The 26,171-nt window shown below is 71.3% G+C and carries 27 protein-coding genes and 1 pseudogene; 18 read left to right on the top strand and 10 right to left on the bottom strand.

The genetic code is table 11. The annotated features are described in order from the left end of the window. Nucleotides 1–57: 57 nt before the first annotated feature. Nucleotides 58–2,799, top strand: coding sequence for a pyruvate dehydrogenase (acetyl-transferring), homodimeric type (aceE, locus tag ACWCQM_RS12970; protein ID WP_450915350.1), 2,742 nt, complete (start codon nucleotides 58–60; stop codon nucleotides 2,797–2,799). Nucleotides 2,800–2,915: 116 nt separating this feature from the next. On the opposite strand, the gene ACWCQM_RS12965 is transcribed toward aceE, so the two are convergent. Then, nucleotides 2,916–3,344 (bottom strand): peptidase inhibitor family I36 protein, encoded by a 429-nt coding sequence (locus tag ACWCQM_RS12965; protein WP_450915349.1) that lies wholly within the window; start codon nucleotides 3,342–3,344, stop codon nucleotides 2,916–2,918. A 198-nt stretch (nucleotides 3,345–3,542) separates the two neighbouring features. Next, entirely contained in the window at nucleotides 3,543–5,030 is a 1,488-nt protein-coding gene (locus ACWCQM_RS12960) for an MFS transporter (RefSeq protein ID WP_450915565.1), read from the bottom strand. Between the two features lie 289 nt (nucleotides 5,031–5,319). On the opposite strand from ACWCQM_RS12960, the gene ACWCQM_RS12955 reads away from it, so the two are divergent. The 7 genes from ACWCQM_RS12955 to ACWCQM_RS12925 all read left to right on the top strand — a co-directional run bounded on the left by ACWCQM_RS12955 (nucleotide 5,320) and on the right by ACWCQM_RS12925 (nucleotide 13,275). Beyond that, the gene (locus tag ACWCQM_RS12955; protein ID WP_450915348.1) at nucleotides 5,320–5,937 is read left to right on the top strand and encodes a TetR family transcriptional regulator; all 618 of its coding nucleotides are present in this window, start codon (nucleotides 5,320–5,322) and stop codon (nucleotides 5,935–5,937) included. Between the two features lie 236 nt (nucleotides 5,938–6,173). Then, the gene (locus ACWCQM_RS12950) at nucleotides 6,174–7,385 is read left to right on the top strand and encodes an alpha/beta hydrolase (protein WP_450915347.1); all 1,212 of its coding nucleotides are present in this window, start codon (nucleotides 6,174–6,176) and stop codon (nucleotides 7,383–7,385) included. 117 nt (nucleotides 7,386–7,502) lie between these two features. Then, nucleotides 7,503–8,429, top strand: a complete 927-nt coding sequence (locus tag ACWCQM_RS12945) for a DUF4429 domain-containing protein (RefSeq protein WP_450915346.1) — start codon at nucleotides 7,503–7,505, stop codon at nucleotides 8,427–8,429. Nucleotides 8,430–8,679: 250 nt separating this feature from the next. After that, entirely contained in the window at nucleotides 8,680–10,059 is a 1,380-nt protein-coding gene (locus tag ACWCQM_RS12940; RefSeq protein WP_450915345.1) for a sensor histidine kinase, read from the top strand. Beyond that, on the top strand, nucleotides 10,056–10,736 hold the full coding sequence (locus ACWCQM_RS12935; RefSeq protein WP_450915344.1) for a response regulator: 681 nt from the start codon (nucleotides 10,056–10,058) through the stop codon (nucleotides 10,734–10,736). The genes ACWCQM_RS12940 and ACWCQM_RS12935 overlap by 4 nt, the downstream gene beginning before the upstream one ends. 290 nt (nucleotides 10,737–11,026) lie before the next feature. Beyond that, nucleotides 11,027–12,070 (top strand): alpha/beta hydrolase, encoded by a 1,044-nt coding sequence (locus ACWCQM_RS12930; protein WP_450915343.1) that lies wholly within the window; start codon nucleotides 11,027–11,029, stop codon nucleotides 12,068–12,070. Beyond that, nucleotides 12,067–13,275, top strand: coding sequence for an acyltransferase family protein (locus tag ACWCQM_RS12925; protein ID WP_450915342.1), 1,209 nt, complete (start codon nucleotides 12,067–12,069; stop codon nucleotides 13,273–13,275). Before ACWCQM_RS12930 ends, ACWCQM_RS12925 begins: the two co-directional genes overlap by 4 nt. Before the next feature lie 2 nt (nucleotides 13,276–13,277). Here the strand turns inward: ACWCQM_RS12925 and ACWCQM_RS12920 are convergent, their stop codons facing one another. Together ACWCQM_RS12920 and ACWCQM_RS12915 are read right to left on the bottom strand one after the other, a co-directional pair. Then, on the bottom strand, nucleotides 13,278–14,294 hold the full coding sequence (locus tag ACWCQM_RS12920; protein ID WP_450915341.1) for an aldo/keto reductase: 1,017 nt from the start codon (nucleotides 14,292–14,294) through the stop codon (nucleotides 13,278–13,280). A gap of 4 nt (nucleotides 14,295–14,298) precedes the next feature. Then, a complete protein-coding gene (locus ACWCQM_RS12915; RefSeq protein ID WP_267075924.1) occupies nucleotides 14,299–14,760 on the bottom strand; it encodes a MerR family transcriptional regulator in 462 nt (153 codons plus the stop codon). Nucleotides 14,761–14,847: 87 nt separating this feature from the next. On the opposite strand from ACWCQM_RS12915, the gene ACWCQM_RS12910 reads away from it, so the two are divergent. Further along, nucleotides 14,848–15,669, top strand: a complete 822-nt coding sequence (locus tag ACWCQM_RS12910) for a serine hydrolase domain-containing protein (RefSeq protein WP_450915340.1) — start codon at nucleotides 14,848–14,850, stop codon at nucleotides 15,667–15,669. A gap of 14 nt (nucleotides 15,670–15,683) precedes the next feature. Here ACWCQM_RS12910 and ACWCQM_RS12905 read toward each other — a convergent pair. Next, nucleotides 15,684–16,097: pseudogene (locus ACWCQM_RS12905) on the bottom strand (ATP-binding protein); the annotation flags it as partial. 85 nt (nucleotides 16,098–16,182) lie between these two features. Here ACWCQM_RS12905 and ACWCQM_RS12900 point away from each other — a divergent pair. The 6 genes from ACWCQM_RS12900 (at nucleotide 16,183) to ACWCQM_RS12875 (ending at nucleotide 19,569) form a co-directional block, all read left to right on the top strand. After that, nucleotides 16,183–17,031 (top strand): helix-turn-helix domain-containing protein, encoded by an 849-nt coding sequence (locus ACWCQM_RS12900; protein WP_450915339.1) that lies wholly within the window; start codon nucleotides 16,183–16,185, stop codon nucleotides 17,029–17,031. Then, nucleotides 16,991–17,257 (top strand): DUF397 domain-containing protein, encoded by a 267-nt coding sequence (locus ACWCQM_RS12895; RefSeq protein ID WP_450915338.1) that lies wholly within the window; start codon nucleotides 16,991–16,993, stop codon nucleotides 17,255–17,257. Before ACWCQM_RS12900 ends, ACWCQM_RS12895 begins: the two co-directional genes overlap by 41 nt. Before the next feature lie 46 nt (nucleotides 17,258–17,303). Continuing rightward, complete coding sequence (locus ACWCQM_RS12890) at nucleotides 17,304–17,828, top strand: hypothetical protein (protein ID WP_450915337.1); 525 nt, start codon at nucleotides 17,304–17,306, stop codon at nucleotides 17,826–17,828. Between the two features lie 60 nt (nucleotides 17,829–17,888). Continuing rightward, nucleotides 17,889–18,290, top strand: coding sequence for a hypothetical protein (locus tag ACWCQM_RS12885; RefSeq protein WP_450915336.1), 402 nt, complete (start codon nucleotides 17,889–17,891; stop codon nucleotides 18,288–18,290). 20 nt (nucleotides 18,291–18,310) lie between these two features. Then, the gene (locus ACWCQM_RS12880) at nucleotides 18,311–18,901 is read left to right on the top strand and encodes a GNAT family N-acetyltransferase (protein ID WP_450915335.1); all 591 of its coding nucleotides are present in this window, start codon (nucleotides 18,311–18,313) and stop codon (nucleotides 18,899–18,901) included. A 116-nt stretch (nucleotides 18,902–19,017) separates the two neighbouring features. Further along, nucleotides 19,018–19,569 (top strand): EF-hand domain-containing protein, encoded by a 552-nt coding sequence (locus ACWCQM_RS12875; RefSeq protein ID WP_450915334.1) that lies wholly within the window; start codon nucleotides 19,018–19,020, stop codon nucleotides 19,567–19,569. 108 nt (nucleotides 19,570–19,677) lie between these two features. Here the strand turns inward: ACWCQM_RS12875 and ACWCQM_RS12870 are convergent, their stop codons facing one another. After that, nucleotides 19,678–20,349 (bottom strand): permease prefix domain 1-containing protein, encoded by a 672-nt coding sequence (locus tag ACWCQM_RS12870; protein ID WP_450915333.1) that lies wholly within the window; start codon nucleotides 20,347–20,349, stop codon nucleotides 19,678–19,680. Then, on the bottom strand, nucleotides 20,346–20,687 hold the full coding sequence (locus ACWCQM_RS12865; RefSeq protein WP_450915332.1) for a PadR family transcriptional regulator: 342 nt from the start codon (nucleotides 20,685–20,687) through the stop codon (nucleotides 20,346–20,348). Before ACWCQM_RS12865 ends, ACWCQM_RS12870 begins: the two co-directional genes overlap by 4 nt. A gap of 84 nt (nucleotides 20,688–20,771) precedes the next feature. On the opposite strand from ACWCQM_RS12865, the gene ACWCQM_RS12860 reads away from it, so the two are divergent. After that, the gene (locus ACWCQM_RS12860; protein ID WP_450915564.1) at nucleotides 20,772–21,245 is read left to right on the top strand and encodes a DUF2269 family protein; all 474 of its coding nucleotides are present in this window, start codon (nucleotides 20,772–20,774) and stop codon (nucleotides 21,243–21,245) included. Nucleotides 21,246–21,333: 88 nt separating this feature from the next. On the opposite strand, the gene ACWCQM_RS12855 is transcribed toward ACWCQM_RS12860, so the two are convergent. From ACWCQM_RS12855 to ACWCQM_RS12845, 3 genes are all read right to left on the bottom strand, one after another. Beyond that, nucleotides 21,334–22,176, bottom strand: a complete 843-nt coding sequence (locus ACWCQM_RS12855; protein WP_450915331.1) for a hypothetical protein — start codon at nucleotides 22,174–22,176, stop codon at nucleotides 21,334–21,336. A gap of 85 nt (nucleotides 22,177–22,261) precedes the next feature. Further along, complete coding sequence (locus ACWCQM_RS12850; protein WP_450915330.1) at nucleotides 22,262–23,104, bottom strand: endonuclease/exonuclease/phosphatase family protein; 843 nt, start codon at nucleotides 23,102–23,104, stop codon at nucleotides 22,262–22,264. A gap of 106 nt (nucleotides 23,105–23,210) precedes the next feature. Continuing rightward, nucleotides 23,211–23,879 carry a pirin family protein gene (locus ACWCQM_RS12845; protein ID WP_450915563.1) on the bottom strand — a complete coding sequence of 223 codons (669 nt, stop codon included), beginning with the start codon at nucleotides 23,877–23,879 and terminating at the stop codon, nucleotides 23,211–23,213. Between the two features lie 81 nt (nucleotides 23,880–23,960). On the opposite strand from ACWCQM_RS12845, the gene ACWCQM_RS12840 reads away from it, so the two are divergent. After that, entirely contained in the window at nucleotides 23,961–25,160 is a 1,200-nt protein-coding gene (locus ACWCQM_RS12840) for a PucR family transcriptional regulator (RefSeq protein ID WP_450915329.1), read from the top strand. 89 nt (nucleotides 25,161–25,249) lie between these two features. After that, nucleotides 25,250–26,164: an ACP S-malonyltransferase gene (locus ACWCQM_RS12835; protein ID WP_450915328.1), complete on the top strand. Its 915-nt coding sequence runs from the start codon at nucleotides 25,250–25,252 to the stop codon at nucleotides 26,162–26,164. The last annotated feature ends 7 nt before the right edge of the window (nucleotides 26,165–26,171 follow it).

The following is a 26,171-nucleotide window of genomic DNA, read 5'->3' as shown; positions in this document are numbered from 1 at the left end:
GGTACGTTTCCCCGCAACCAGGCCCCGAAGTGCAGCACCGAACAGCGAAGGAACAGCGTGGCTTCCGGATCCGATCGCAACCCGATCATCATTGGCGGCCTTCCGAGCCAGGTCCCGGACTTCGATCCTGAAGAGACCCAGGAATGGCTCGACTCCCTCGACGCCGCCGTCGACGAGCGCGGCCGTGAGCGGGCCCGCTATCTGATGCTCCGGCTCATCGAGCGCGCGCGGGAGAAGCGCGTCGCCGTGCCGGAGATGCGCAGCACCGACTACGTCAACACGATCGCCACGAAGGACGAGCCGTTCTTCCCCGGCGACGAGGAGATCGAGCGCAAGGTCCTCAACGCGACCCGGTGGAACGCCGCGGTGATGGTCTCCCGCGCCCAGCGCCCGGGGATCGGGGTCGGCGGCCACATCGCCACCTTCGCCTCCTCCGCCTCGCTGTACGACGTGGGCTTCAACCACTTCTTCCGGGGCAAGGACGACGGTCTGGGCGGCGACCAGATCTTCTTCCAGGGACACGCGTCCCCCGGCATCTACGCCCGCGCCTTCCTGCTCGACCGGCTGAGCGAGGCGCAGCTCGACGGCTTCCGCCAGGAGAAGTCGAAGGCCGGACACGCGCTGTCCAGCTATCCGCACCCCCGGTCGATGCCCGACTTCTGGGAGTTCCCGACCGTCTCGATGGGTCTCGGCCCGCTCGGCGCGATCTACCAGGCGCGGATGAACCGCTACATGGAGGCGCGCGGCATCGCCGACACCTCCACGTCGCACGTCTGGGCGTATCTCGGCGACGGCGAGATGGACGAGCCGGAGTCGCTCGGCCAGCTCTCGATCGCCGCCCGCGAGGGTTTGGACAATCTCACCTTCGTGGTGAACTGCAACCTCCAGCGCCTGGACGGCCCGGTCCGGGGCAACGGCAAGATCATCCAGGAGCTGGAGTCCCAGTTCCGGGGCGCCGGCTGGAACGTCATCAAGCTGGTCTGGGACCGCACCTGGGACCCGCTGCTCGCGCAGGACCGCACGGGCATCCTGGTCAACAAGCTGAACACCACCCCGGACGGCCAGTTCCAGACGTACGCCACCGAGACCGGCGCGTACATCCGCGACCACTTCTTCGGCGACGACCCGCGGCTGCGCGAGATGGTCAAGGACATGTCCGACGACCAGATCCTGCACCTGGGGCGCGGCGGCCACGACCACCGCAAGGTCTACGCGGCGTACGCGGCGGCCAAGGCCCACAAGGGCCAGCCGACCGTCATCCTGGCGCAGACGGTCAAGGGCTGGACGCTCGGCCCGAACTTCGAGGGCCGCAACGCGACCCACCAGATGAAGAAGCTCACGGCGGACGACCTCAAGCGCTTCCGGGACCGTCTGCACATCCCGATCGCGGACAAGCAGCTGGAGGACGGTAACCCGCCGTACTACCACCCGGGCCGCGACTCGGAAGAGATCCAGTACATGCACGACCGCCGCAAGGGTCTGGGCGGTTATGTCCCGACCCGTGTGGTGCGCGCGAAGCCACTGCCCCTGCCGGACGAGAAGGCGTACGCGACCGCGAAGAAGGGTTCGGGTCAGCAGTCGATCGCCACGACCATGGCGTTCGTCCGCGTCCTGAAGGACCTCATGCGGGACAAGGAGATCGGCAAGCGTTTCGTGCTGATCGCGCCCGACGAGTACCGCACCTTCGGCATGGACGCTTTCTTCCCGAGTGCGAAGATCTACAACCCGCTCGGCCAGCAGTACGAGTCGGTGGACCGTGAGCTGCTCCTTGCCTACAAGGAGTCGCCGACGGGCCAGATGCTGCACGACGGCATCTCGGAGGCCGGCTGTACGGCCTCGCTGATCGCCGCGGGTTCGGCGTACGCCACGCACGGCGAGCCGCTGATCCCGGTGTACGTCTTCTACTCGATGTTCGGTTTCCAGCGCACCGGTGACCAGTTCTGGCAGATGGCTGACCAGCTCTCGCGCGGTTTCGTACTGGGTGCGACCGCCGGGCGTACGACGCTGACCGGTGAGGGTCTCCAGCACGCGGACGGCCACTCGCAGCTGCTCGCCTCGACGAACCCGGCCTGCGTCTCCTACGACCCGGCGTTCGGCTACGAGATCGCGCACATCGTCAAGGACGGTCTGCGCCGTATGTACGGCGGGACCCCCGACGAGAACGAGGATGTCTTCTACTACCTCACCGTCTACAACGAGCCGATCCAGCACCCGGCCGAGCCGGCCGACGTCGATGTGGACGGCATCCTCAAGGGCGTCCACCGCTACCGCGCGGGCGAGAAGGGCCAGATCCCGGCCCAGATCCTGGCGTCGGGCGTGGCGGTCCCGTGGGCGGTCGAGGCCCAGCAGATCCTGGCCGACGAGTGGAACGTGAAGGCGGACGTCTGGTCGGCGACCTCCTGGAACGAGCTGCGCCGTGAGGCCGTGGAGGTGGAGCGCCACAACCTGCTCCACCCGGAGGAGGAGCAGCAGGTCCCGTACGTGACGCGGAAGCTGTCCGGCTCCGAGGGCCCGTTCGTGGCGGTCTCGGACTGGATGCGTTCCGTGCCCGACCAGATCGCGCGCTGGGTTCCCGGCGCCTACCAGTCGCTGGGTGCGGACGGCTTCGGCTTCGCCGACACCCGGGGCGCGGCGCGCCGCTTCTTCCACATCGACGCGCAGTCGATCGTGCTGGCGGTGCTGACCGAGCTGGCGAAGGAAGGCAAGATCGACCGCTCGGCGCTGAAGACGGCGCTGGACCGCTACGAGCTGCTGGACGTGGCCGCGGCGGGTCCCGGCCCGGCCGGCGGCGACGCGTAGGGAACTCGCGGTCCCGCGGGAGAGCGGCGGGAGAGCCCCCGGAGGGCGGCAGGGCTTCACGGCCCCGCCGCCCTCCGGCGTTCCCGGCCCCGGGCCGGGAACGCACTGCACCCCCCTCAGCTCTCCCAGATCTTGAACGCCCGCACCGTGTAGGGCGACCGGGGCACCCAGGTGCCCCCGCCCGGGTATGTCTCGAATTCGCCGGTCTCGGCGCACTCGGCGGACTGGTAGGTGGTGACGGGCCGCCCGGTGCGGTTGACGAGCGCCTGGGCGGGGCGGCCGGCCGGCAGCGGGACGCAGCTCTCGATGTCGACGCCTGACAGCTCGTGGACCTGGGCGGCCCCGGCGAAGTCGGGCTCCGCCCAGAGGCAGAGCTGCCCCGCCCCGCACGGGGCGAGCCCCTTCGGAGGGGAGTGCGGCGCGCTGCGGGTGCGTTCCTGGCCCGTGGGCCGGTGGTCGGTGCCCGGCGCGGCGCCGGACGCCGGGGCGGTGGCCGGGACGAGTGCGGTGGCCGCCAGGGCGGCGGCGAGAACGGTCGTACGCATGGTGATGAACCCCCGTGGTCGGGCGAGCCGGACGACTCGCCATGTCCGCACTCTGACCTGCGCCGGAGCGAGCGGGGAAGGGGCCGGGGAGCGGACCACCCTGATAGGCGACAGCCCCGCCGGTACCGTCCGGCGGGGCTGTCGGGTGCGCTGTGTTGACGCGTTCCTCCCGGCGGTGAGCCGGGGGCGGCCGAGGGGTCAGATGTGCCCTGCGCCCATCCCGGCCTCGGCGTTCGCGCCGCGCTTGGTGAGCGTGGCGACGAGGGCCGCGACCACGGCGACGATGCCCGCGACCATGAAGGCGGAGCTCATGCCCGACACGAACGTGTCATGGGCGACGTCCGTGATCTTCACCGCGAGCTCCGGCGGGGTCCCCGGCGCGATCGGCGGCATACCGACCTTGATGGCGGAGGACGCCTGCTCCAGCTGCGCCGCGTCGACCGGCGGGAGCTCCGCGGCCTTCCAGTTGTCGTCGAGCTTGGCGTCGACCTGGGCGGCCATGACCGCGCCGAGGACGGCCGTACCGAGGCTGCCGCCGACCTGCATGGCGGCCTGCTGGAGACCGCCCGCGACGCCGGAGAGCTCCATCGGGGCGTTGCCCACGATGACCTCGGTGGCGCCGACCATGACCGGCGCGAGGCCGAACCCGAGGAGCGCGAACCAGAGCGACATCGTCAGCGTGCCGGTGCCGATGGTCAGCTGCGACATGCCGAACATGGCGATCGCGACGGACACCATGCCGCCGACCAGCGGCACACGCGGGCCGAACCTGGTGATGGCGGCGCCGGCGAGCGGCGAGCCGACGATCATCATCCCGGTCAGCGGCAGCAGGTGCAGACCGCTGTCCACCGGGCTCATGCCGTGCACGTTCTGGAGATAGAAGGTGACGAAGAACAGGCCGCCCATGAAGGCGAACGCCATCAGCACCATCAGGACCACACCCGCCGACAGCGGCAGGGAACGGAACATCGACAGCGGGATCAGCGGCTCGCGGACGTTTTTCTGGGAGAGCGCGAACACGAAGAACAGGACGAGCGCGGCGCCCAGGAAGCCGAGCGTCTTCCAGTCGCCCCAGCCCCACTCGGAGCCCTTGATCAGCGCCCAGATCAGGCAGAACATCGCCTGCGACAGCAGCACGATGCCGCCGATGTCGAAGGACTTCGGCGCGTTCTCGGCGCGGTGGTCCCTGAGGATCACGAGGCCGAAGAGGAGCGCGAGCACACCGACCGGCACGTTGATGAAGAAGACGGACTGCCAGCTGACGTGCTCCACGAGCACACCGCCGAGGATCGGTCCGCCCGCGGTCGAGGCGCCGATCACCATGCCCCAGATGCCGATCGCCATGTTCAGCTTCTCGGCGGGGAAGGTGGCGCGCAGCAGTCCGAGAGCGGCGGGCATCAGCAGGGCGCCGAAGAGACCCTGGAGCACGCGGAAGACGATCACCAGGGCGACGCTGTCGGAGAGGCCGATGGCCGCCGACGCGGCGGCGAAGCCCGCGATCCCTATCAGGAAGGTCTGGCGGTGGCCGAAGCGGTCGCCGAGCTTGCCCGCGGTGATCAGGGAGACCGCGAGGGCGAGCATGTAGCCGTTGGTGATCCACTGGACGTCGGCGAGCGAGGCGCCGAGGTCCTGCTGGATCGCGGGGTTGGCGATCGCGACGATCGTGCCGTCGAGCGCCACCATCATCACGCCGATGGCCACGGCGAAGAGCGTCAGCCACGGGTGGCCGCGCAGCCCCTTCGCCGGTGCGGGAACAAGGGTGTCTTCAGGCTCCCGCGGCGCCTTTTCGACAGTGGTCTGACTAGTCATGGACAGGACGTTATGGCAGTCGCTGACAGTTGACTAACCAATTCACGCGACAGTAACTGTCACGTAGCTCACAGGTAGGCTGGTCAGGTAAAAACCGCGAAAAGAGGTCCGGCACGTGACACGCAGGCAGACACCTTGCGCCCCCTTCGCAGGGGCCCGGGTCGGATTGCGTGAGCGCAAGAAGCAGCGCACCCGTGAGGCCCTGCTGCACGCCGCCCTCAGGCTCTTCACCACCCAGGGGTACGACCGGACCACCGTCGACGAGATCGTCGAGGCCGTCGGGGTCTCCCAGCGCACGTTTTTCCGCTACTTCGTGAACAAGGAGGCCACCGCCTTCGCCGTACAGGACGCGGTGGACGCGCGGTTCCTCGCGGAGTTGCGTCAACGTCCGGCGACGGAGGCCCCTTTCGAGGCAATGCGCAGAGCCGTCACCGACGCCTGGGACGGCATGGCGGCGGAGATCGGCGACGAGGCCGTGATCGAACTCCAGATCCGCACCTACCGGATGATCGAATCGACCCCGGCCCTGCTCTCCGCCCACATCCGGCGCAACATCGGACTGGAGCAGCAGATCGCCCTGCTGATCGCGGAGCGTGAGGGGCTGGACGTCGAGGCGGACCCGCGTCCCCGGGTGGCCGTGGCCGCCTTCTCCGGAGTGATGCGGCTGAGCGGACAGTTGTGGGGGCGGCGCAAGGACGCGGGCGCGAAGGAGCTCCGGGCGATGACCGAACTCCACCTGGACCACCTCGGACCTGCGCTCTCCAGGAACTGGCGCGCCGCATAGGCACACGCTTACGTGAAGCACACAGGTGTGCCGCACTCCTCAAGGCTCCCCCATGGCCGAACTCACAACGCCCCCGTCGATACGGTCATTTCGGACACTCAATCGGCTCCGAGTGCGCCGGAGTGTGGAGTCGACGCACACGGAGCGTAAGAGACGGGGGGTCAATTCCTCGCGGTCGAGTGATCCGTGTCACCCCTGCGACGACCTCAGGGGCGCGTCTCCTAGGGTGGGGCGCAGTGACTTCCTTCGACTCCTCCCCCACCCTCACCGCGTGGCGTGCCCTGCTCGCCATCGCGGTCGTGTTCGTGATGCTGGCGACCACCGGCTGGACCGCCGTGCGCCACCAGCACTCCGCCGCGCCGCGCGAGATCGCGCTCGCGGCCTGGGCGAAGGACCGGATAGCGGGTCACGCTCTCCCGGACGTGGGTGCCCCCGCCTCCCGGCTGGCGCACTTCTTCACTGCGCTCACGGCGGGCCAGCAGGTGGCGCTCGCCGACAAGTACCCGCTCGTGGTGGGAAATCTCAACGGCGCTCCGGTGGAGCTGCGTTACCGGGCCAACCGGCACGCCCTCGCGCAGGCCGAGACGGCCGAGGAGCAGCGGACCCAGGACACCCGGCTCTCACCGGACGGGCGCCATCAGGCCGTGCTGCGGCTGGCACGCTTCCGGTCCCTGCTCGCCGGTGACCGGCAGATCCTCACCTTCGACCCCTCGGGCCGGGGCCGGGCCGCCGAGGTCTTCGGCGACCTCGACCGGGCCGACCGGATCTCCGTGGTCGTGCCGGGGGTCGACACGAATCTGCTGACGCTGGAGCGCACCGGCCCCAAGGAGAACGCGGCGCCGGTCGGCATGGCGCGGTCGCTGTACGAGGCGGAGCGCTCGGCGCGCCCCGCTTCGCACACGGCGGTCATCGCGTGGGCCGACTACACGACGCCCGTCGGCATCGGGATGGACGCCGTGCTGGGCGGACTGGCGTCGGAAGGAGCGGTGCGGCTGAACGCGCTGGTGGAGGGGTTGCCGGGCACCTCGGGCGTCTCGCTGTTCTGCCACAGCTACGGCTCCGTGCTGTGTGGTGTGGCCGCGCACGACCTGCCGTCGAGAGTGTCCGACATCGCGGTCGCGGGCAGCCCGGGGATGCGGGCGGACAGCGCCGGCGCCCTGCACACCCGGGCCAGGGTGTGGGCGATGCGGGACAGCGACGACTGGATCGCGGAGGTGCCGAACATGGAGGTCGGCGGGCTGGGCCACGGCGCCGATCCGGTCGATCCGTCCTTCGGGGCGCGGATCGTGTCGGCGAACGGCGCCATCGGGCACAGCGGCTATTTCGAGCCGGGCACGGAGAGTCTGGACAACTTCGCCGCCATCGGCGTGGGTGCGTACGACTCGGTCACGTGCGCGAGCAGCGATCTCGCGTGCCACCGGGAAATCTCCGGCGAGCCGGAGACCTGACGCGCGTAGAGAGATGTCGGACGCGCGTAGAGAGCGGCGAACGGTCGGCCGGCTCGGTCGCGATTCTGCCTGTACCGAAGGGGGACGTGCGAGGCTGTGCCGCATACGATGAAGCACATGGGTGATGCGCTGGCCGGAATTCATGCCACCTGGGAGTTCGACACCGACTCCGTGCTCATCCGCTTCGAACGGGGAATCCGCACGCCGAGGCTCTTCCAGAGTCTGCGCGAACGCCGCATCCCGTATGCGGCGCTGTCGTCGGTGACGCTGACCCCCGGCAAGCGGGGCACGGTGGTCCTGCACGCGGTACCGAGACCCGGGGCCGATCCACTGCTGGAGGCCGCGGCCGGGCAGCTCAAGGAGAGCTGCGACCCCTACCGCCTGGTGCTTCCGGCCGAGAGCGAGACGCTCGCCGACTACTACGCCGACGAGCTGCGCGCCCTCCTCGGGAACGAGGCGTCCCTGCCCGCCGAGCGCTTCCTGGTGACGGCACCCGAGGCGCCGATGCACTTCAAGGCCTATGACGGCCGGGCGGGCTTCGACGGGCGGCTGGTCTCCTTCCGCTGGTTCTGGACGGGCGCGTCCAGCGCGAAGTGGAAGGCCGGCGACCAGTCGTTCCCCGTGGCGGAGCTCGGCGGGATCGAGTGGCGTTCGCCCGAGGCCTTCGAGGGGTATCTCCGGCTGCTGCCGCGCGGCACGGCAGCGGAGTCCGGTGAGGACTGTCCCGGTCAGGACCCGGCGCAGGGCGCCGTCCTTCCGGTCGCCCGGCGGGTCCAGCCGGACCAGGACCCCGCCGCCGTGGTGTTCGGCCTGGGGTACGGACCGGTGCACGAGTCGCTGCCCTTCGCGGCGGCCGTCCTGGAGACCGTCCGCAGGACCCAGTCCGTGCCCGCCGTGACCGCCGCCGTCCCGGTGGGCGGGGCGCGGCGCGATCCGGCGGACATCGCCGAGCGGATACGCCACCTCGGCGATCTGCACCAGGCGGGTCTGGTGACGGACGCGGAGTACAGCGCGAAGAAGGCGGAGCTGCTCGCCGAGCTGTGAGCACCTGCTGCTACCGGGCGACCAGGCGAGACCCGCGGCCCACCTGCCCGTACCGGAGGACGAGGCGAGACCCGCAGTCCACCTGCCCGTACCGGAGGACGAGGCGAGACCCGCGGTCCACCTGCCCCTACCGGGCGACCAGGCGAGACCCGCGGCCCACCGCCCCGTACCGGAGTACGAGCCGGAGGCCCGTGGTCCACCCCCCGGTATGACGCCACGGGGCGCACTCCGTGCCTACCCTGGCCCGATCATGACCTCATCCCCCACCGGGCCACCGCCGCCCGCCGACGGTCTGCTGAGCGCCGCCCGCCGCAGTCTGCGCGAGCTCGCCCATGGGCTGTCCCACCCGTCCCACCCGCCGACTCCCCTGCTCGCGGAGTCCCCGAGGCTCTGGCTGCGCCTGCTGCCGTACGCCGCCGTGCTCGCGCTGACGGGCGTCTTCGTCCCCGTCACGATCCAGGTCCTCGCCAACGACTACGGGGTGCCCGGCGGGATCGCCGCGGCCCTGGCCGTCGGGCAGGCCGCGCCCATGCTGATGCTGGCGCACCGGCCGCTCCAGGCCTGGTGGATCGTCTTCGCCGCGGACATCCTGGGCGCCGTGGTCCTGCTGGGCCGCCCCGAGCTGCCGGGCAACCTCTGGCCGTGGCCCCCGCCGGTCATCACCGGCTATCTCTTCGTGCTGCTGGCACTCGGGCTGCGGGAGACCCGGCGGACCGCGATCGGCGTATGGCTGGCGACGGGTGCGGCCGGGCTGGTGCTGCACCTCGTCGCCCCCTCCCGCAGCAACGGCGGCGCGCTCCTGCTGTTTGTCCTCGGCGCCGTGGTGCTGGTGATCGGGGCGGCCGTACGGGAGCGGAGCGAGGCCCAGCGCATGCTGGTCGAGCAGGAGACGATCAGCGAGGCCGAGCGGGCGCAGCGGACGCTGCTGGAGGAACGGACCCGGATCGCCCGTGAGCTGCACGACGTGGTCGCGCACCACATGTCGGTGATCACGGTGCAGGCCGACTCGGCTCCGTACCGGATCGGTGGGCTCTCCGAGGAGGCGAAGGCGGAGTTCGCGTCGATCGCGGCCGGTGCCCGGGAGTCGCTGACCGAGATGCGGAGGCTGCTGTCGGTGCTGCGCAGTGACGGCAGCCGGGGCGAACTGGCCCCGCAGCCCGGTCTCGACCGGGTGCAGCAGCTGGTGGAGGCGACGGTACGGGCGGGCCTCCCGGCCGAGCTGTCGATGGCGACGGAGGTGCGGGACGCGGTGGAGCGGGGCGATGTGCCGCAGGCGGTGGACCTGTCGGCGTACCGCATCGTGCAGGAGGCGCTGGCCAATGTGGTGCGGCACGCGCCTGGCGCGCGGACCCGGGTGTCGGTCACGGTGGGCGGCGGCCATCTGACGGTGCTGGTGGTCAACGACGGGGCGCCGGAGCCGGTTTCGCCGCTGGAGACGTCGGGGACGGGACACGGGCTGGTCGGCATGCGTGAGCGCGTACGGTTGACCGGCGGCACGCTCGACACCGGGCCGCTGCCGGACGGGGGCTTCCGGGTCGCCGCGCGGCTCCCGCTCCCGCCGCCCGAACCGCCCCAGCAGTCCGAACCGCCCGAGCCGTCCCCGGCACCCCCCGCCCCGGAGGAACCGTGACCATCCGCGTGATCATCGTCGACGACCAGGCCATGGTGCGGGCCGGGTTCGCGGCGCTGCTGGCCGCGCAGAGCGACATCGACGTGGTGGGCGAGGCGCCGGACGGGCGGCAGGGCGTCGAGGTCAGCAGGACGGTGCACCCGGATGTCGTCCTGATGGACGTGCGGATGCCGGAGATGGACGGACTGGCCGCCGCCCGCGCGCTGTTGAGCCCGCCGCCGGGGGTGGTGCACCGGCCGAAGGTCCTGATGCTCACCACCTTCGACGTCGACGACTACGTCTACGAGGCGCTGCGCGCCGGGGCGTCCGGATTCCTGCTGAAGGACGCCCCTCCGGCGGACCTGATCTCCGCGGTGCGGATCGTGGCGGCGGGCGACGCGCTGCTCGCGCCGTCCGTGACGCGGCGGCTCATCGCGGACTTCGCGCGGCAGCGGCCGGCGCCCCCGTCGGGCGGACCGGCGCTGCGGCTGAACGGCCTGACGCCGCGTGAGACGGAGGTTTTGGAGCTGATCGCCCGGGGCCTGTCGAACCAGGAGATCGCGGCGCGGCTGGTGCTGGCCGAGCAGACGGTGAAGACGCACATCGGCCGGGTGCTGGCCAAGCTCGGCCTGCGGGACCGGGCGCAGGCCGTGATCTTCGCGTACGAGTCGGGGCTGGTGGCCCCCGGCGAGGGGTGAGCGGGCTTCGGCGAGGGGTGAGCGGCCCCCGGAACGGCCCAGGGTGCCCGCGCCGGGCCCCCGGGAAGGGCCCACGAGGCGTGACCGGACCCCGGGCCGGGAACCCCCGGTCAGGGCGCCCGGACGTAGGGCTGTCCCCAGGTGACCGATGCGGCCTGCCCCCCGTACTCCCCCTACCCCGGTACCACTTCGGGGTTGGCGCCTCGGGGTGACGCCCTGCCATACACCGTCCTCCTACTTTCCTCCCCGGCACACCGCCCGGTGTGCGCACGCCGTACGGGGAGGAAACGATGCGCCGATACGCGAGGACGATGGCCGCGCTGGCACTGGCGACCGCGGTGGTGACGGGAACGGCCGGCTGGGCGTCGGGGAACACCGAGCGGGCGGTGACGGGCCCGCCGCCCGGCAGCGCCGCCTGGCGTGCCGACGGGGTGCTGGGGCGGGCGCTGCCCGACCCGGCCCGTGCGACGCCGGAGCAGGTACGGCGGTTCTTCGCCGGGCTGAACTCGACCCAACAGCAGGAGTTGTTGGAACGCCACCCGTCGGTCGTCGGCAATCTCGACGGGGCGCCCCTCGAACTCCGCTATCGCGCCAACTCCCTCGCCCTGCGCGCCTCCCACGATCCCCGATACAGGAGCCTCGCCGCGCCCGGCCGGCAGATCCTGGCGTTCGACCCCCGGGGCCGCGGCCAGGTCGCCGAGGTGTTCGGGGACCTGCGCTCGGCCCGCCATGTGTCCGTCGTCGTGCCCGGTTCGGACATCGACGCCGGGACCTTCGACCGGCGCTCGGATGTGTACGGCACCCCGGCGGGCATGGCGAGGTCGCTGTACGCCGCGACGGGCGGGGACGGTGCCGTCGTCGCCTGGGCCGGATACACCACCCCCGTCGGCCTCGGCCTCGACGCGGCGACGGGCACCCTGGCCGAGGCGGGCGCGGAGCGGCTGACCCGCTTCACGGCGGGGCTGGCGGCGGACGGGCTGCCCGCGCCCGTGGTGTTCTGCCACAGCTACGGCTCGGTGGTGTGCGGGCTCGCCGCGTCCCGGCTGGGCGCCACGGACCTGGTCGTGCTCGGCTCCCCCGGGATGCGCGCCGACGACGTGGCGGGGCTGCGCACCGGGGCCCGGGTCTGGGTGGCGAAGGACGACACCGACTGGATCGACGACGTGCCGCATGTGGAGGTGTTCGGGCTGGGGCACGGCGCCGACCCGGCCGACCCCGGGTTCGGGGCCCTGCCCGTGCCCGCCGAGGACGCCGAGGGCCACACCGGCTACTTCGCTCCCGGCACGGACTCGCTCCGCGCCTTCGCCGGCATCGCCGAGGGGGTCTCCCGATGAGCGTCCGGCAGCTGGTCTCCAGGATCGAGGAGCGGACACCGGCCCACCGTGACCGCGCGGTCGACGGGCTGCGCGCCCTCGCCCTGCTGGCCGTGCCCACCGGCCACTGGCTGCTCGGCGGTTTCGATCTGGACGACGGGGGCGCCCTGCACAACGCCAGCCCGCTCTCCACCTTCGCCGTGTTCTCCCCGGTGAGCTGGGTGCTCCAGATGCTGGGCGTCTTCTTCCTGGTCGGCGGTTACGCCTCCGTCCTCTCCTACCACCGCAGGCCGTCCACCACCGGCGCCTGGCTGCGCGGCCGGATGGTCAGGCTGGGCAGGCCGGTGCTCGGGGTGACCGCCGTGTGGGCGCTGATGATTCCGGTGCTGTACGCGGCCGGGGTGCCCGAGGCCACCCTGCGCACGGGCGCGAAGCTGGTGATCCAGCCGCTGTGGTTCGTCGGGGTCTACGCCGTGGTCACCGCGCTCACTCCGTACTGCGCGCGCCTCGCGGACCGGCTCGGCGGCTGGGCGGCGGCCCCGCTGATCGGCTCGGTCGCCGTGGTGGACTTCCTGCGCTACGGGCCGTACGCGGACGCCGTGCCGTCCTGGCTGGGGGTGCTGAACATCCTGCCCGGCTGGCTCTTCGCCTATCAGCTCGGTGTCTCCTGGGGGCGGGGGCGCCTGTCCCGGCGCGGGGCGCGGACGCTGCTCGTCGGCGGCACGGTGCTGTTCGCCGCGCTGCTGCTCGTCTTCCACTACCCGGCGTCGATGGTCGGTGTGCCCGGCGAGGCGCGGACCAACTCGCATCCGCCGTCGCTGCTGGTCCTCGCGCTGGCCTCCGCGCAGAGCGGTGCGGCCGTCCTGCTGCACGGCCGGATCGCCACGGCGCTGCGCCGTCCCGCGCTGTGGGCACCGGTGGTGGTGATCAATCTGTCCGCGATGACGATCCTGTGCTGGCACCAGACGGCGATGCTGGCCGCCGCCGTTCCCGCGTCCTTCGCCGGCGCGGTGCCCGGTCTGACGACGAGCCCGGTCTCCGTCGGCTGGATTCTCGCGCGGCTGGCCTGGATGCCGCTGTTCGCCGCGCTGCTGGTCCTGATCGCCCGCTACGCCCGCCGGTTCGAGGAGCCCTGGGAGAAGGGCTCGCACGGCGCGAACGCCCGCCGGGCAGCGGCGGGGCTGCTCGCGGCGGGCTTCGCGGTCTTCGCGCTCCGGCTGGCGTGAGGCTACTCGCGCACGGTGGCCGTGCTGCTCATGTCCGGGTACCTGTCCCCCGCGACCTGGCCGGCGATGGGCTCCAGCTGCTCCAGCTCCTGCTCGGACAGGGTCAGCCGGGTCGCCCCGAGGTTCTCCAGCAGGCGGCTGCGCTTGCGGGTGCCCGGGATCGGCACGACGGCGAGGCCGTGCACCTGCGCCCGCTGCTGCACCCAGGCCAGCGCGACCTGTGCGGCCGTCGCCCCGTGGGCCGCCGCGATCTTGTGTACGGGCTCCAGCAGAGCCGCGTTGGTCTTCGCGTTCTCGCCGGTGAAGCGCGGCTGGTGCGTGCGGAAGTCGCCGGCCGTCAGTTCCTTCGCCGCGTCCGCGAACGCCCCGGTCAGAAAGCCCCGGCCGAGCGGCGAGTACGGCACGAAGGTCACCCCGAGCTCCACGGCCGCGGGCACCGCGCTGCGCTCCACGTCGCGGCTGAAGAGCGACCACTCCGACTGGAGGGCGGCGATCGGGTGCACGGCGTGCGCCTCGCGCAGTTCGTCCCCCGTCACCTCGCTCAGCCCGAGCTGCCTGACCTTGCCCTCCCGCACCAGCTCGGCCATCGCGCCCACCGAATCGGCGAGCGGGACGAGCGGGTCACGGCGGTGCATGTAGTAGAGGTCGATGACGTCGGTGCCCAGCCGGCGCAGGCTGCCCTCGACGGCCGCCCGGATGTACGCGGGATCGTTGCGCACGCCCCTGTAGTGCGGGTCGTCGGTCCGCTCTATGGCGAACTTCGTGGCCACCGTGACCTCTTCGCGGTGCGCCCCGAAGAACGGCGCGAGGAACTCCTCGTTGGCTCCCCGGCCATAGGCGTCGGCCGTGTCGAAGAGGGTGACACCCGCCTCCAGCGCCGCTTCCAGGGTGTCCCTGGCAGCCGCCTCGTCGGTGTCGCCGTAGAACTCGCTGATCCCCATGCAGCCGAGCCCCTGCACGCCGACCTGCGGGCCTCCGTCCCCGAGCCGTGCCGTGCCGATCTTCGCTGTGTCGCTCATGTCCTCAGACCCTTTCCGATTCGGTCGCCGCGGTGGAGCCGCCGTAGAACTCGATCTTGAAGTCCAGTACGGCCAGGGTTCCCTGGAGCTCCGCGATCCGCGCCCTCACATCGCGCCGGGTCGACTCCAGCAGCTCCTGCCGCTCGGCGAAGGTGTGTTCGCCCTCGCGGACCAGCTCCGCGTATCTGACCATGGCGGCGACCGGCATCCCGGTCAGCCTGAGCTTTCCGACGAAGGCCAGCCAGTCCAGGTCGCGGTTGCTGAACCTGCGCTGTCCCGTGTGCGAGCGGTCGACGTGCGGCATGAGCCCGATCCGCTCGTACCAGCGCAGCGTGTGGGCGGAGAGCCCACTGAACGCGACGACCTCGCTGATGGTGTACCGGTCCTGGCCCTCGGGGCGCGGATGCACCTCGGGTGCCGATGCGCAGGTGTCCGTGCGTGCGGAAACGCTCTCCATCACCGTCATGTCCTCCACGCTAGAACCTTGGAGTGCACTCCAGGCAAGCGATATCAGGGGCGATCTCGCTTTCGGGTTCCCGTTAGGCTCGTACGCATGCAGAGCCTGGCGATGATCGAGAACTGGCCCGTCCCGACCGCGGCAGCCGCCGTCGTCAGGGCGGACGGCACGCTCCTGGGTACCCATGGTCCCACCGCGCACCGCTTCCCGCTGGCCTCGGTGACCAAGCCGCTCGCGGCGTACGCGGCGCTGGTGGCGTACGAGGAGGGAGCCGTCGAGCTGGACGAACCGGCCGGCCCGGAGGGCTCGACCGTCCGCCATCTCCTCGCGCACACCAGCGGCCTCGCCTTCGACGAACACCGGGTCACCGCGCCCGCCGGCACCCGCAGGCTCTACTCCAACGCGGGCTTCGAGGTGCTCGGCGACCACATCGCGAAGGCCACGGAGATCCCCTTTTCCGAGTACGTGCGCCAGGCGGTCCTGGAGCCCCTGGGCATGACGTCCACGACCCTGGAGGGCTCCCCGGCCAAGGACGGCGTCTCGACCGTGGACGACCTGGTCCGCTTCGCCGCCGAGGTGCAGGCCCCGCGCCTCCTCGATCCGCGCACGGTGCTGGAGGCGCAGACCGTCGTCCACCCCGGCCTCAAGGGCGTGCTCCCCGGCTACGGCCATCAGAACCCCAACGACTGGGGGCTCGGCTTCGAGATCCGGGACTCCAAGTCACCGCACTGGACCGGGCTTTCCTCCTCCCCCGCCACCTTCGGCCACTTCGGCCAGTCCGGCACGTTCCTGTGGATCGACCCGGCGGCGGGCGCGGCCTGCGTCGCGCTGACGGACCGCGCGTTCGGACCGTGGGCCGCCGAGGTCTGGACGCCCTTCACCGACGCGGTGCTCGCGGAGCTCGGCACCTCCCGCTGAGCCGCCGCCCGGCCGAGGCACTCGAACCACACCGTCTTCCCGCCCCCGTCACGGCGCGCCTCGACGCCCCAGCCGTCGGTGACGGCGTCGACCAGCAGCAGCCCCCGTCCGCCCTCGTCCAGCGGGTCGCCCGCCACCAGACGGGGCACCAGGGGCGAGGTGTCCGCGATCTCGACGCGTACGCCCGGGGCGGGGAGCAGGAAGATCATGGTCTGGCAGCGGCGGCCGGGCACGTGCCGCACGACGTTGGCGATCAGCTCGGTCATCGCGAGCTCCGCCGCGTCCGCCACGTCGAGCAGGTCCCAGCCCTTGAGGTAGAGCCGCAGGATGCGGCGGAGATGGCGGGCGGAGTGCTCGCCGATCGCAAACTCGGCACGGTAGACGGCGGCCTCCGCGTCACCGGTCCGGGTATCGGTTACGTGATTCATGTCACCAGCGTGCAGTGCGTTGATTACTCTCGGCTACAACCTGAAACGAACGCCGCCAGGCGTTGAAGCGAGAGGCACCCCCGCCGTGGCCAACGTGCAGTCACTCGACCCGAGCGCTTCGCCCCTGGACTACTACGGCTGGGAGCTGCGCCGCCAGCGCGAGGCCCACGGCCTGCGGCAGGGCCAGCTCGGCGAGATCATCTTCTGTACGGGCTCGCTGATCGGCCAGATCGAGACGACGAAGAAGGTGCCGACCCGCGAATTCTCGGAACGCCTGGACGCGGCACTGGGAACGGACGGGGTGTTCTCGCGGCTGGTCGGTCTGGTGCTGCGAAGCCAACTGCCGAGCTGGTTCCAGCCGTACGCGGAGATGGAGGCGCGGGCGACGTACATCTCCACGTATCAGGCGCAGTTGGTGTACGGGCTGTTGCAGACGGAGGAGTATGCGCGGGCGGTGCTGGCCACCGGCATGCCGGACGACTTGAGCGGGCAGGTAGCCGCCCGGATGGAGCGTCAGCGCATCCTGGAGCGTGAACAGCCACCTCTGGCCTGGACGGTTCTGGACGAGGCCGTGCTACACCGGCCGATCGGTGGCCGCGAGGTCATGCGGAACCAACTGGCCCGCTTGTTGGAGTTCACCGGGCACCGGTGGATGAGAATTCAGGTGCTGCCCTTCGCGGCGGGTGAACACTCAAGTCTGGCAGGTTCGTTCAACCTCCTCCGCTTTGACGACGACCCGGATCTCATCTACACGGAGGACCTCATCGCCGGTCACATGACCGCCAACCCCGAGACCGTCAGGGAGGCCGCGCGCCGTTACGCTCACTTGCAGGCCGCAGCCCTCTCCATCGAGGACTCAGCGGCACTGATCAAGCGTGTGATGGAGGAGCGTTATGGCAACCGGCCCAAACCCGAAGAGCGCGCAGTGGCGTAAGTCCAGCTACAGCGGAAACACCGGCGGCGACTGCGTCGAGTGCACCGTCACCGGCGGCGCCGCCTGGCGTAAGTCCTCCTACAGCGGAACCAACGGCGGCGAATGCGTCGAGGTGGCCGACGGCTGCTCCGCGTCCGTCCCCGTCCGCGACAGCAAGAACCCGGCTGGCCCCGTCCTGATCGTGGGCACCGGCGCCTGGCAGGCGTTCGTGGACGGGCTCCGCTGAGCCGGCGGAGCCCTTGAGGCCAGAAACGGGCAGCTACCGTGCAGGCGTGACCCGCACCAGCCTGCCGCTCCTCTTCCTCGACGTAGACGGCCCGCTCATCCCCTTCGGGGCGACCCGGACTCAGCTCCCGGACGGCTATCCGGTCTTCGACGCGGGGCGCGGCCTGGGGGAAGCCGCCGCGAACCCGCTGGTCAACAGGGTCGATCCCGGCCAGGGCTCCCGATTGCTGGCCCTGCCCTGCGAGCTGGTGTGGGCCACGACATGGATGTCGGACGCGAACCGGTACCTCACGCCGTGGCTCGGGCTGCCGGAACTGCCCGTGGTGAACTGGCCCGATCCACCGCTCGACGAGGGGCCGGCCGGGCTGCACTGGAAGACGCCGGGGCTCGTGGCGTATGCGGACGGGCGCCCCTTCGCCTGGGTCGACGACGAGATCACGGACATCGACCGCTCCTGGGTGGAGGCACGCCACCCCGGCCCGGCGCTCCTGCACCGGGTCGAGGCTTGGCGGGGCCTGACCGACGCGGACTTCGCGACGCTGGACGACTGGCTGCGGAGCCGCGCGGGCTGATGCCTCTCCCGCCCTGCCCCGCAAGCCGCTCATGGACGGGCTCCGCTAGATTCGGCCGCTATGCGATCACGTGAGTTCGACGCCGACTTCCGCGACCGGGCCGGAAGGATACGTACGTGGGGACTGGTCCTGCTGTCCCTGGCCGCGGTCCTGTGGGTCTGGGTGGGCGTTCTGCTGCTGACGCCGTACACAGCGGACCGGAAGCCGGACGACAAGTATCCCGACGAGTGCGAGTCCCGGCTCTTCACCGAGTGGAGCACCGCCAACGAGGGCAAGGGGCACGGGGATTACTGCCAGCAGGAGCGCGACTGGCCGGAGGTCCTGGGGGTGCTCGGGCTGTCCGTACCGGTCTCGGTGGCCGGCGGGTCCCTGTTCACCATCGGCACCGTGACGCGCCGGATGAGCGCGCACGCCCAGGCGATGCGCGAGCTGGACAGGCTCGCGGACCCCGCGCAGGGCTGAGACAGGACGGCAGGACACCCATGAGCTCCACGTCGATCCGCTTGATCGAGCCCTCCGACGCCCCCGTGCTGGCCGGTCTGCTGCACCGGGACAGGCAGGCGTACGCGCGCTGGCTGCCCGAAAGGTCCGCGGAGTACTACACGCCCGCCGGGCAGGCCTCGGTGATCGACGGCCTGCTGGTCGCCCACGACGGAGGGCTGGCGTGGCCCGGAGTCGTGGTCTCGGGTGAGGACGTCATTGGGCAGGTCACCATCAGCTCGATCCTGCGCGGCCCGTTCCAGAAGGGGTTCCTCGGCTACTGGGTCTCTTCACCCCACCAGGGACTCGGTCACACGAGCCGTGCCGTCGGGCTCGCGGTGCGGGTCGCCGAGGACGAGCTGAAGCTGCACCGGCTGGAGGCACACACCCAGTTGGAGAACCTCGCGTCCCAGGCCATCCTCCGCAGGCACGGATTCAGCTCCTGGGGCGTCGCTCATGCCCACTTCTACGCCGACGGCGCATGGCGTGACGAAGTGTTCTGGGAGAGGACTCTGGCCGGCGGACCTCCCGCACAGCCGCGCCGCCCCGACCGGACCGCCGGCGAGCAACGGGCGCCCAGGCCGGGCCCGTGATCCGGACAGGAAGTGATCACTGAATCGGGTGATCAACTGGGCATTTCACCCTCCGCCAGGAATCCACGGGCGATCCTGAACAGGTCAGCAGATTTGACCACGAAACAGGGATACTCATGACCACCGCGGCGCACGACATCATCACCGTCAAGCTTGAGCGCACCTTCGACCAGATGGACGCCAACCAGGACGGCTACCTCGACTGGTCGGACTACCAGAAGCTCGCCGACCGCTACATCCAGGGCTACAGCCTCTCCAAGGACGACCGGCGGGCCAGGGCACTCCAGACCTTCAGCCAGATCTACTGGCTGGAGCTGTTGCGCCACTCGGGCGTGGACGGGGACCGGCTCACCAAGGAGCAGTTCGTCACCGCCAACCGTCTCGCGGTCATCGACACCAGCCGCCTCAACGTGACCGAGGGCGGCGGCCACGCGATCTTCGACGTCATCGATGCCGACGGCGACAACGAGATCAGCAAGGACGAGTTCGTCCGTCTGATGCGGGACATCTGGAAGGACTCCTCGCCGCAGACGATGGACCTGTTCGCCAGGCTCGACACCGACGGAGACGGGGCGATCTCCCGCCACGAGTTCATCCGCGCGGTTCGCGAGCACTTCCTGTCCAACGACCCCGAAGCCCCGGGCAGCATCTTCTTCGGCCACATCTGACCCACCCGCCGCGAAGCACCCGCCGGGCTTCGATCGGCCTCACTCGGCCGCCCCTGGATTCGTTTCCAGCGGGCGGCCGCTCCCGTACGCACGGCCCCCGGGTGCCCTCTACGCGAGGGCCAGGCGTGCGCAGCGGCGGCCGGCTCGGGCCGAGGAGGCCACCGCGGCGTGCGAGGCGGCCGAGAGGGCACCTGCCAGGGCGAGCAGCGGCCAGTCCGTGGCCAGCGCGGCGGCAAGGGCGAGCGTGAGCGTCGCGAACGCCATGGCGACGCTGGTCGTGGTGCCGGCCCAGGCGACCATCAGGGGCAGCCGGGGCGGCGTGGGCAGCCGACGGGCGAGTACGCCGGTGGCCGCCGCCGTCGAAGCGGCGAACAGCGCCGCCACGACGGCCACGCCCGCCAGGCACACCGCGAACGACTGGGCCGCACGGGCCAGTTGCCAGGCGGCCCCGGCGGAACCGGACGCCCGGGCGAGGTACCAGCAGGCGATCAGGAAGGGCACCGCGAGGACGACCGCCCGGGCCGTGTGCCGGGCCTGGGCGATGGCCAGTTCACGCTGGCAGACCGGCACGATCTCCTCGACGGTCCCGAACTCCCGCACCGCCAGTCGGGCCGCCTGCGCGTAGGACCGCCCCTCGCCCACGTGGGCCTCGACCGTGTCCGCGAGACCGTCGCGCAGTTCCTCGATCATGCGGGCCTTCTCGGCGACGGGCCCGTGCAGGGCGGCCGTCAGGGCCGCCTCGTACTCCGCGACGAGGTCGGCCGGTTCGCCGGCCTTCACGTCGTGATCCCGGGCGGGGTGGCCGGGTTGAGGACGGAGCCGATCGCCGTGGTGAACTCGTCCCAGGCCGTCCGCTCCCCCGCCAGGGTGCGCCGCCCCTGGTCGGTGAGCGCGTAGCAGCGTCGGCGCCGTTCACCGACGGACTCCCAGCTGCTGCTGAGCAGCCCGGTCCGCTCCAGCCGGTTCAGCGCCGGATAGATCGTGCCCGTACGCAGCTCGACCACTCCTCCGCTGCGGCGCTGCACAGCGGCGATGATCGCGTACCCGTGCAGCGGGCCCTGCTCCAGCACGGCGAGCAACAGTCCGTCGAGGTGCCCTCGCACCGCATCCGCCTTCATGAGTAGGCAGCCTACCTATAAGAACCGTAGACAGTGTATGTATTGGCAGCCAACATATACACGTCGGAGTGGAAGGCACCCGAAGTGACCAAGTTCCTGCTGTCCGTCCATGTCCTGGCGGCGATCGTGACCATCGGGTCGATCACCGTCGCCGCCTCGATGTTCCCGCGCTACGCGCTGCGCGCACTGGACGGCACGGAAGGGGCGGCCAGGTCCACCGGGATCGCCGCGCTCCTGCACCGCATCTGCTACGGCTACGCGCTCGGGGGCATCTTCGTGCCCGTGTTCGGCATAGCGACCGGTGCCGCGCTCGGGGTGCTCACCGACGCCTGGCTGATCGTCTCGCTCGTACTGACCATGATCGCCGCGGGCATCCTCGGCTTCGCCGTCCTCCCCGGGCAGCGGCGCCTGCTCGGGGAGGGAGGGGACGCGCCCACCCCGGAGGAGGCGCGCCCCACGGCGAGCCGGCTGACGATGCTCACCGGCGTCTTCAACCTGATCTGGGCCGTGGTCGTCGTCCTGATGATCGTCCGCCCCGGCTCCACCACGGGGGCGTGAGGGACGGCCGCACCGGGACCCGAATGGAACCGGGTCCGGTGGGACGGCGCGGGCAGGTCGGCGGACACGCCCGGATCGATGGGCGGGGTCAGGCCCGTTCAGCCTCGCTCACCTTCTCGATCAGTGCCGCGATCATCCGCTCGTCGGGCCCCGGCTCCGGCCTGACCCCCTCCAGCTGCCCGGAGGCGATCGGCCCGAGGAGTTCACCGGTCTCCACCGAGGCCATGACGCCTCCCACACGAACGACGGTGACCAGCGAGTAGGCGTAGTGAACCGGTGCTCCCGCATCCACTTCCATGCGGCTCAGCATGCGGTAGCGCACGGCCTCTTCACCGAGGGACGGAGCCGGGAGCGTCTCCACCGTGACGGAAGAAGGCCCGAAGGAACTCTTCACCTCGAACCGGCCGCAGGCGCCCACAGCTCCGCGCAGTTCCGTCATGCGGGCACGCGCAGTGGTCGTGGGAAAGCTGGTGAGCACGGTCTTCCTGGGCCACGAAGTGTCCTCGCCCCGGTACATGACCGAGTAGGCCATGGCCGACTCACCGCGATCCGGCGCGTTCTCGCTGCGCGCCTGCCGCAGGCCCACGCACTGCGAGGGCTCAGAGGTCTCCTTGCCGAGATCGCGCGTGGCGGCACCGTCCCGCGCGTCCCCGCCCGTGACGGTGAAACCCTCGGCCTTGGCCTCGGCCTCGGTGAGCACGGCGGATGTCAGCGCGGTGGCCGTGAGAGGCGTCGAGCGGGCCTTCGGCTTCGCCGACGCCTGCTCCCGCTCCGGGGCCCCGGGCGTTCCGGACGCTCCAGGTACTTCGGACGCTTCGGATGCTTCGGATGCTTCGGGCGAGGCAGTGCCCTCGGAGCACGCCACGGCCAGGCCGAGGAGAGGCAGCAGAGCGACTGCCGACAGCCGGCGTCTTCGCGAACGATGTGTCATCAAGTTGCCCTTTTCAGCAAGCCACATGGCCATCACGCACCATCGCACGACCGGCCCGCACGGCGCGGTGCGGGTCGCCCGGGGTTCACGGCCCGACGCGCACCTTGCCGACCAGCGGCAGGTGGTCGGAGGCGGCCGGGTCGATGGTCACCACGTGGGTGACGAGGGGGGTCACCCCACGGGTCGTGTAGATGACGTCGATCCGCGCGGTGGGGGCCTCGGAGGGGTGGGTCGCACCGTCGCCACGCGGATGCGGAGACCTGGCCCACGCGTCCGTGTAGGCCTGCTGGAGCGGCAGCGACTCCGGCGCGGCCGGCAGGGCGTTGAAGTCGCCCACCAGGATGCCTGGCTTCCTCGCGCCGATCAGGTCCACGACCTGAGCGGTCTGCTGGAGGCGGTCGGTCTGCGAACTGGCGGCGAGGTGGGTGTTGTAGAACTCCACCTTCTTGCCGTGGACGTCGATCGTGGCGTGCAGCAGTCCACGCTGCTCCTGCCCCGGCGACTTGAAGAGCCAGGTGTTGTCCGACGCGGTGATCGGGTAGCGGGAGAGGATCGCGGTGCCGTACTGCACGCGGTGCCCGCTCCCGGCCGGCGGGGCGTTGTCGATGTTCGCGCCGAACACGACGTGGTAGCCGAGCGCTGCGGCCAGCTCGGTGGACTGGTCGGCCCACTCGCTGCGTGCCGAGTAGTGGTTGTCGACCTCCTGGAGGCCCACGACGTCGGCGCCGCTCCCCCTGACCACGCGGGCGATCCGCTCGATGTCCAGCACGCCGTCGGTTCCCTGGGCGTGGTGGATGTTGAAGGACATCACGTCCAGCACACGGGCGCCGGGGCGGGACACGCCCTCGGCGGCCGAGGCCTGCACGGTGGTACCTGCCGTGGCGAGCGCGACGGCGGCGGCGAGGACGGACAGGGTCCGGCGGAACATGAGGGCCTCCAGGCACGGGGTCGGGGACGGCCCCGATCATGGCCGGGCCCACTGGCGCCCTCGTGTCCACGAGATGAAGATCTGGGTGCCGGGCGGAGGAAGCCCCTCACACGGAGGCGAGCTCCCAGAGCAGCACTTCGACCAGTCCGAGGGCCTCCAGCTCCAGCCCCTCCGCGTCCGTGATCCGGGCCGAGTCCCCCTCCCCCAGCAGTTCCCCGTCGAGCCTCACCTCGCCCCGTACGACGTGGACGTAGACGCCCGCCGCGTCCGGCACGGCGATGCGCTCCCCCTCGGACGCCCGGCGCACATGCAGCATCGCGCCGGCCTCGGGCAGGGCGTACGGGGTGGAGTCGGCTATCCCCGCGACATGGGTGTACGAGGGCTCGCCGCCGGGTTCGAGCGGAGCCAGCCACATCTGTACGAAGGTGAGCGGCCGGACCCCGTCGTTGCGCTCGACATGCCGCACCCCGGCCGCCGAACTGAGGTGCTGGACGTCACCGGGCCGGATGACGGTCGCGTGGCCCGCCGAGTCGCGGTGGGTGAGCTCGCCCTCCACCACCCAGGTCACGATCTCGGTGTGGCTGTGCGGGTGCTCGTCGAAGCCGGCGCCGGGTGCGAGGCGCTCCTCGTTGCAGGCGAGGATCGGCCCGAAGCGCAGATTGTCCGGGTCGTAGAACCGCCCGAAGGAGAACGCGTGCAGCGTCTGGATGCCCGCGGAGTCACCCGTGGCCTGGTCCCCGCCGCGGAAGCGGTCGCCGGAGCGGCGTACGTCCATCACGCTCCCACGGTATCTCCGGTGGCCGACCTGGCGCCCCACCCATCCGGACACCTGCCCCGATAAGGCAGTCTTGTGTGCGTGCCCCGACCCGATCCTGAACAGCCCGCCGCGCATGACCCCCACCTCCACGCCGCGACCCTGAAACGGCTGGAGCAAGCCTCCGGCCGGCTGGCCGCCAACGCCATCGCCCGCATGGACGAGACGCTGCCGTGGTACCGGGCCATGCCACCGGAGAACCGGTCCTGGATCGGCCTGGTCGCCCAGGCCGGTATCGCCGCGTTCACCGAGTGGTTCCGGCATCCGGAGACACCTCAGGCGATCTCCACCGATGTCTTCGGCACGGCTCCGCGCGAGCTCACCCGGGCCATCACCCTGCGGCAGACCGTCGAGATGGTGCGTACGACGATCGAGGTCATGGAGACCGCGATCGAGGAGGTGGCGGCGCCCGGGGACGAGTCGGTGCTGCGCGAGGCGCTGCTCGTCTACGCCCGCGAGATCGCCTTCGCGACCGCCCAGGTCTACGCCCAGGCCGCCGAGGCCCGCGGGGCGTGGGACGCCCGGCTGGAGTCCCTCGTCGTCAACGCCGTGCTGTCCGGCGAGGCGGACGAGGGCGCCGTGTCCCGGGCGGCCGCGCTCGGCTGGAACTCCCCCGAGCATGTGTGCGTCGTCCTGGGGACCGCCCCCGACGGGGACAGCGAGCTCACCGTTGAGGCCATCCGGCGGGCGGCCAGGCACGCCAAGCTCCAGGTGCTCACGGGAGTGCTCGGACACCGCCTCGTGGTGATCGCGGGCGGCAGCGACAACCCCCTGAACGTCGCGAAGTCGCTGATCGGGCCCTATGCGGCCGGTCCCGTCGTCGCCGGTCCCGTGGTCCCGGACCTGCTCGCGGCCACCCGGTCCGCACAGGCGGCGGCGGCCGGACTGAAGGCATGCTCGGCGTGGCAGGACGCTCCGCGGCCCGTCCTGTCGGACGATCTCCTTCCGGAGCGCGCGATGGCGGGAGACCCCGCCGCGCGCGATCAGCTGGTGGAGGAGATCTACAGACCGCTCGAAGAAGCGGGTTCGGCACTTCTGGAGACGCTGAGTGTGTATCTGGAGCAGGCGAGCAGCCTGGAGGGCGCGGCGCGGATGCTGTTCGTGCACCCCAATACCGTGCGCTACCGGCTGCGACGTGTGACCGACGTCACCGGGTGGTCGCCTTCCGACGTCCGTTCCGCTTTCACTCTGCGGATCGCCCTCATCCTGGGGCGCTTGGCCGCCGGAGACACCCAGCCCTAGACTTTTGTCGAAGTTCAACAATTCCCCTGACGGTTCTTCGTCCTTGTCCCCACGGGCGTCCGGGGCCGTCCACAAGAGAGAGTGTGAGGGTGCTCGTACTCGTCGCTCCCGGCCAAGGCGCTCAGACGCCCGGCTTCCTGACTCCCTGGCTCGAACTCCCCGGTGCCGCCGACCGCATCGCGGCCTGGTCCGACGCCATCGAGCTCGACCTTGCCCACTACGGCACGAAGGCCGACGCGGACCAGATCCGCGACACGGCGGTGGCTCAGCCGCTGCTGGTCGCCGCGGGCCTCATCTCGGCGGCCGCCCTGGACGCCTCGCCCGGCGTCGTCGCGGGCCACAGCGTCGGTGAGATCACCGCCGCCGCGCTCGCCGGCGTCATCGGCGAAGACGCCGCGCTGAGTCTCGTGCGCACCCGGGGGCTCGGCATGGCCGAGGCCGCCGCGGTCACCGAGACCGGCATGGCGGCGCTCCTCGGCGGGGACCCGGACGTCACGGTCCCCCACCTGGAGAAGCTGGGGCTCACCCCGGCCAACGTCAACGGGGGCGGCCAGATCGTCGCCGCCGGCACCGCGGCCCAGATCGCCGCGCTGACCGAGGACAAGCCCGAAGGCGTGCGCCGTGTGGTGCCGCTCCAGGTGGCCGGTGCCTTCCACACGCACCACATGGCCCCGGCCGTGGAGAAGCTGCGCGCCGCCGCCTCCGCCCTGACGGTCTCCGACCCCAAGGTGACGTACGTGTCCAACGCCGACGGGAAGACGGTCGCCTCCGGCGACGAGGTCGTCTCGCGGCTCGTCGGCCAGGTCGCCAACCCGGTCCGCTGGGACCTGTGCATGGAGACCTTCAAGACCCTCGGCGTCACGGCCATCATCGAGGCAGCGCCCGGCGGCACCCTGGTCGGGCTCGCCAAGCGCGCGCTGCCCGGTGTGCCGACCCTCGCGCTCAAGACCCCCGACGACCTCGACGCCGCCCGCGCGCTCATCTCCGAGCACGCGGGTGCCTAAGGAGCCC

It is taken from the genome of Streptomyces sp. NPDC002125 (assembly GCF_053593715.1).
Note: the sequence above shows the minus strand (reverse complement) of the source record. Positions and strands in the feature narration are given on the sequence as shown.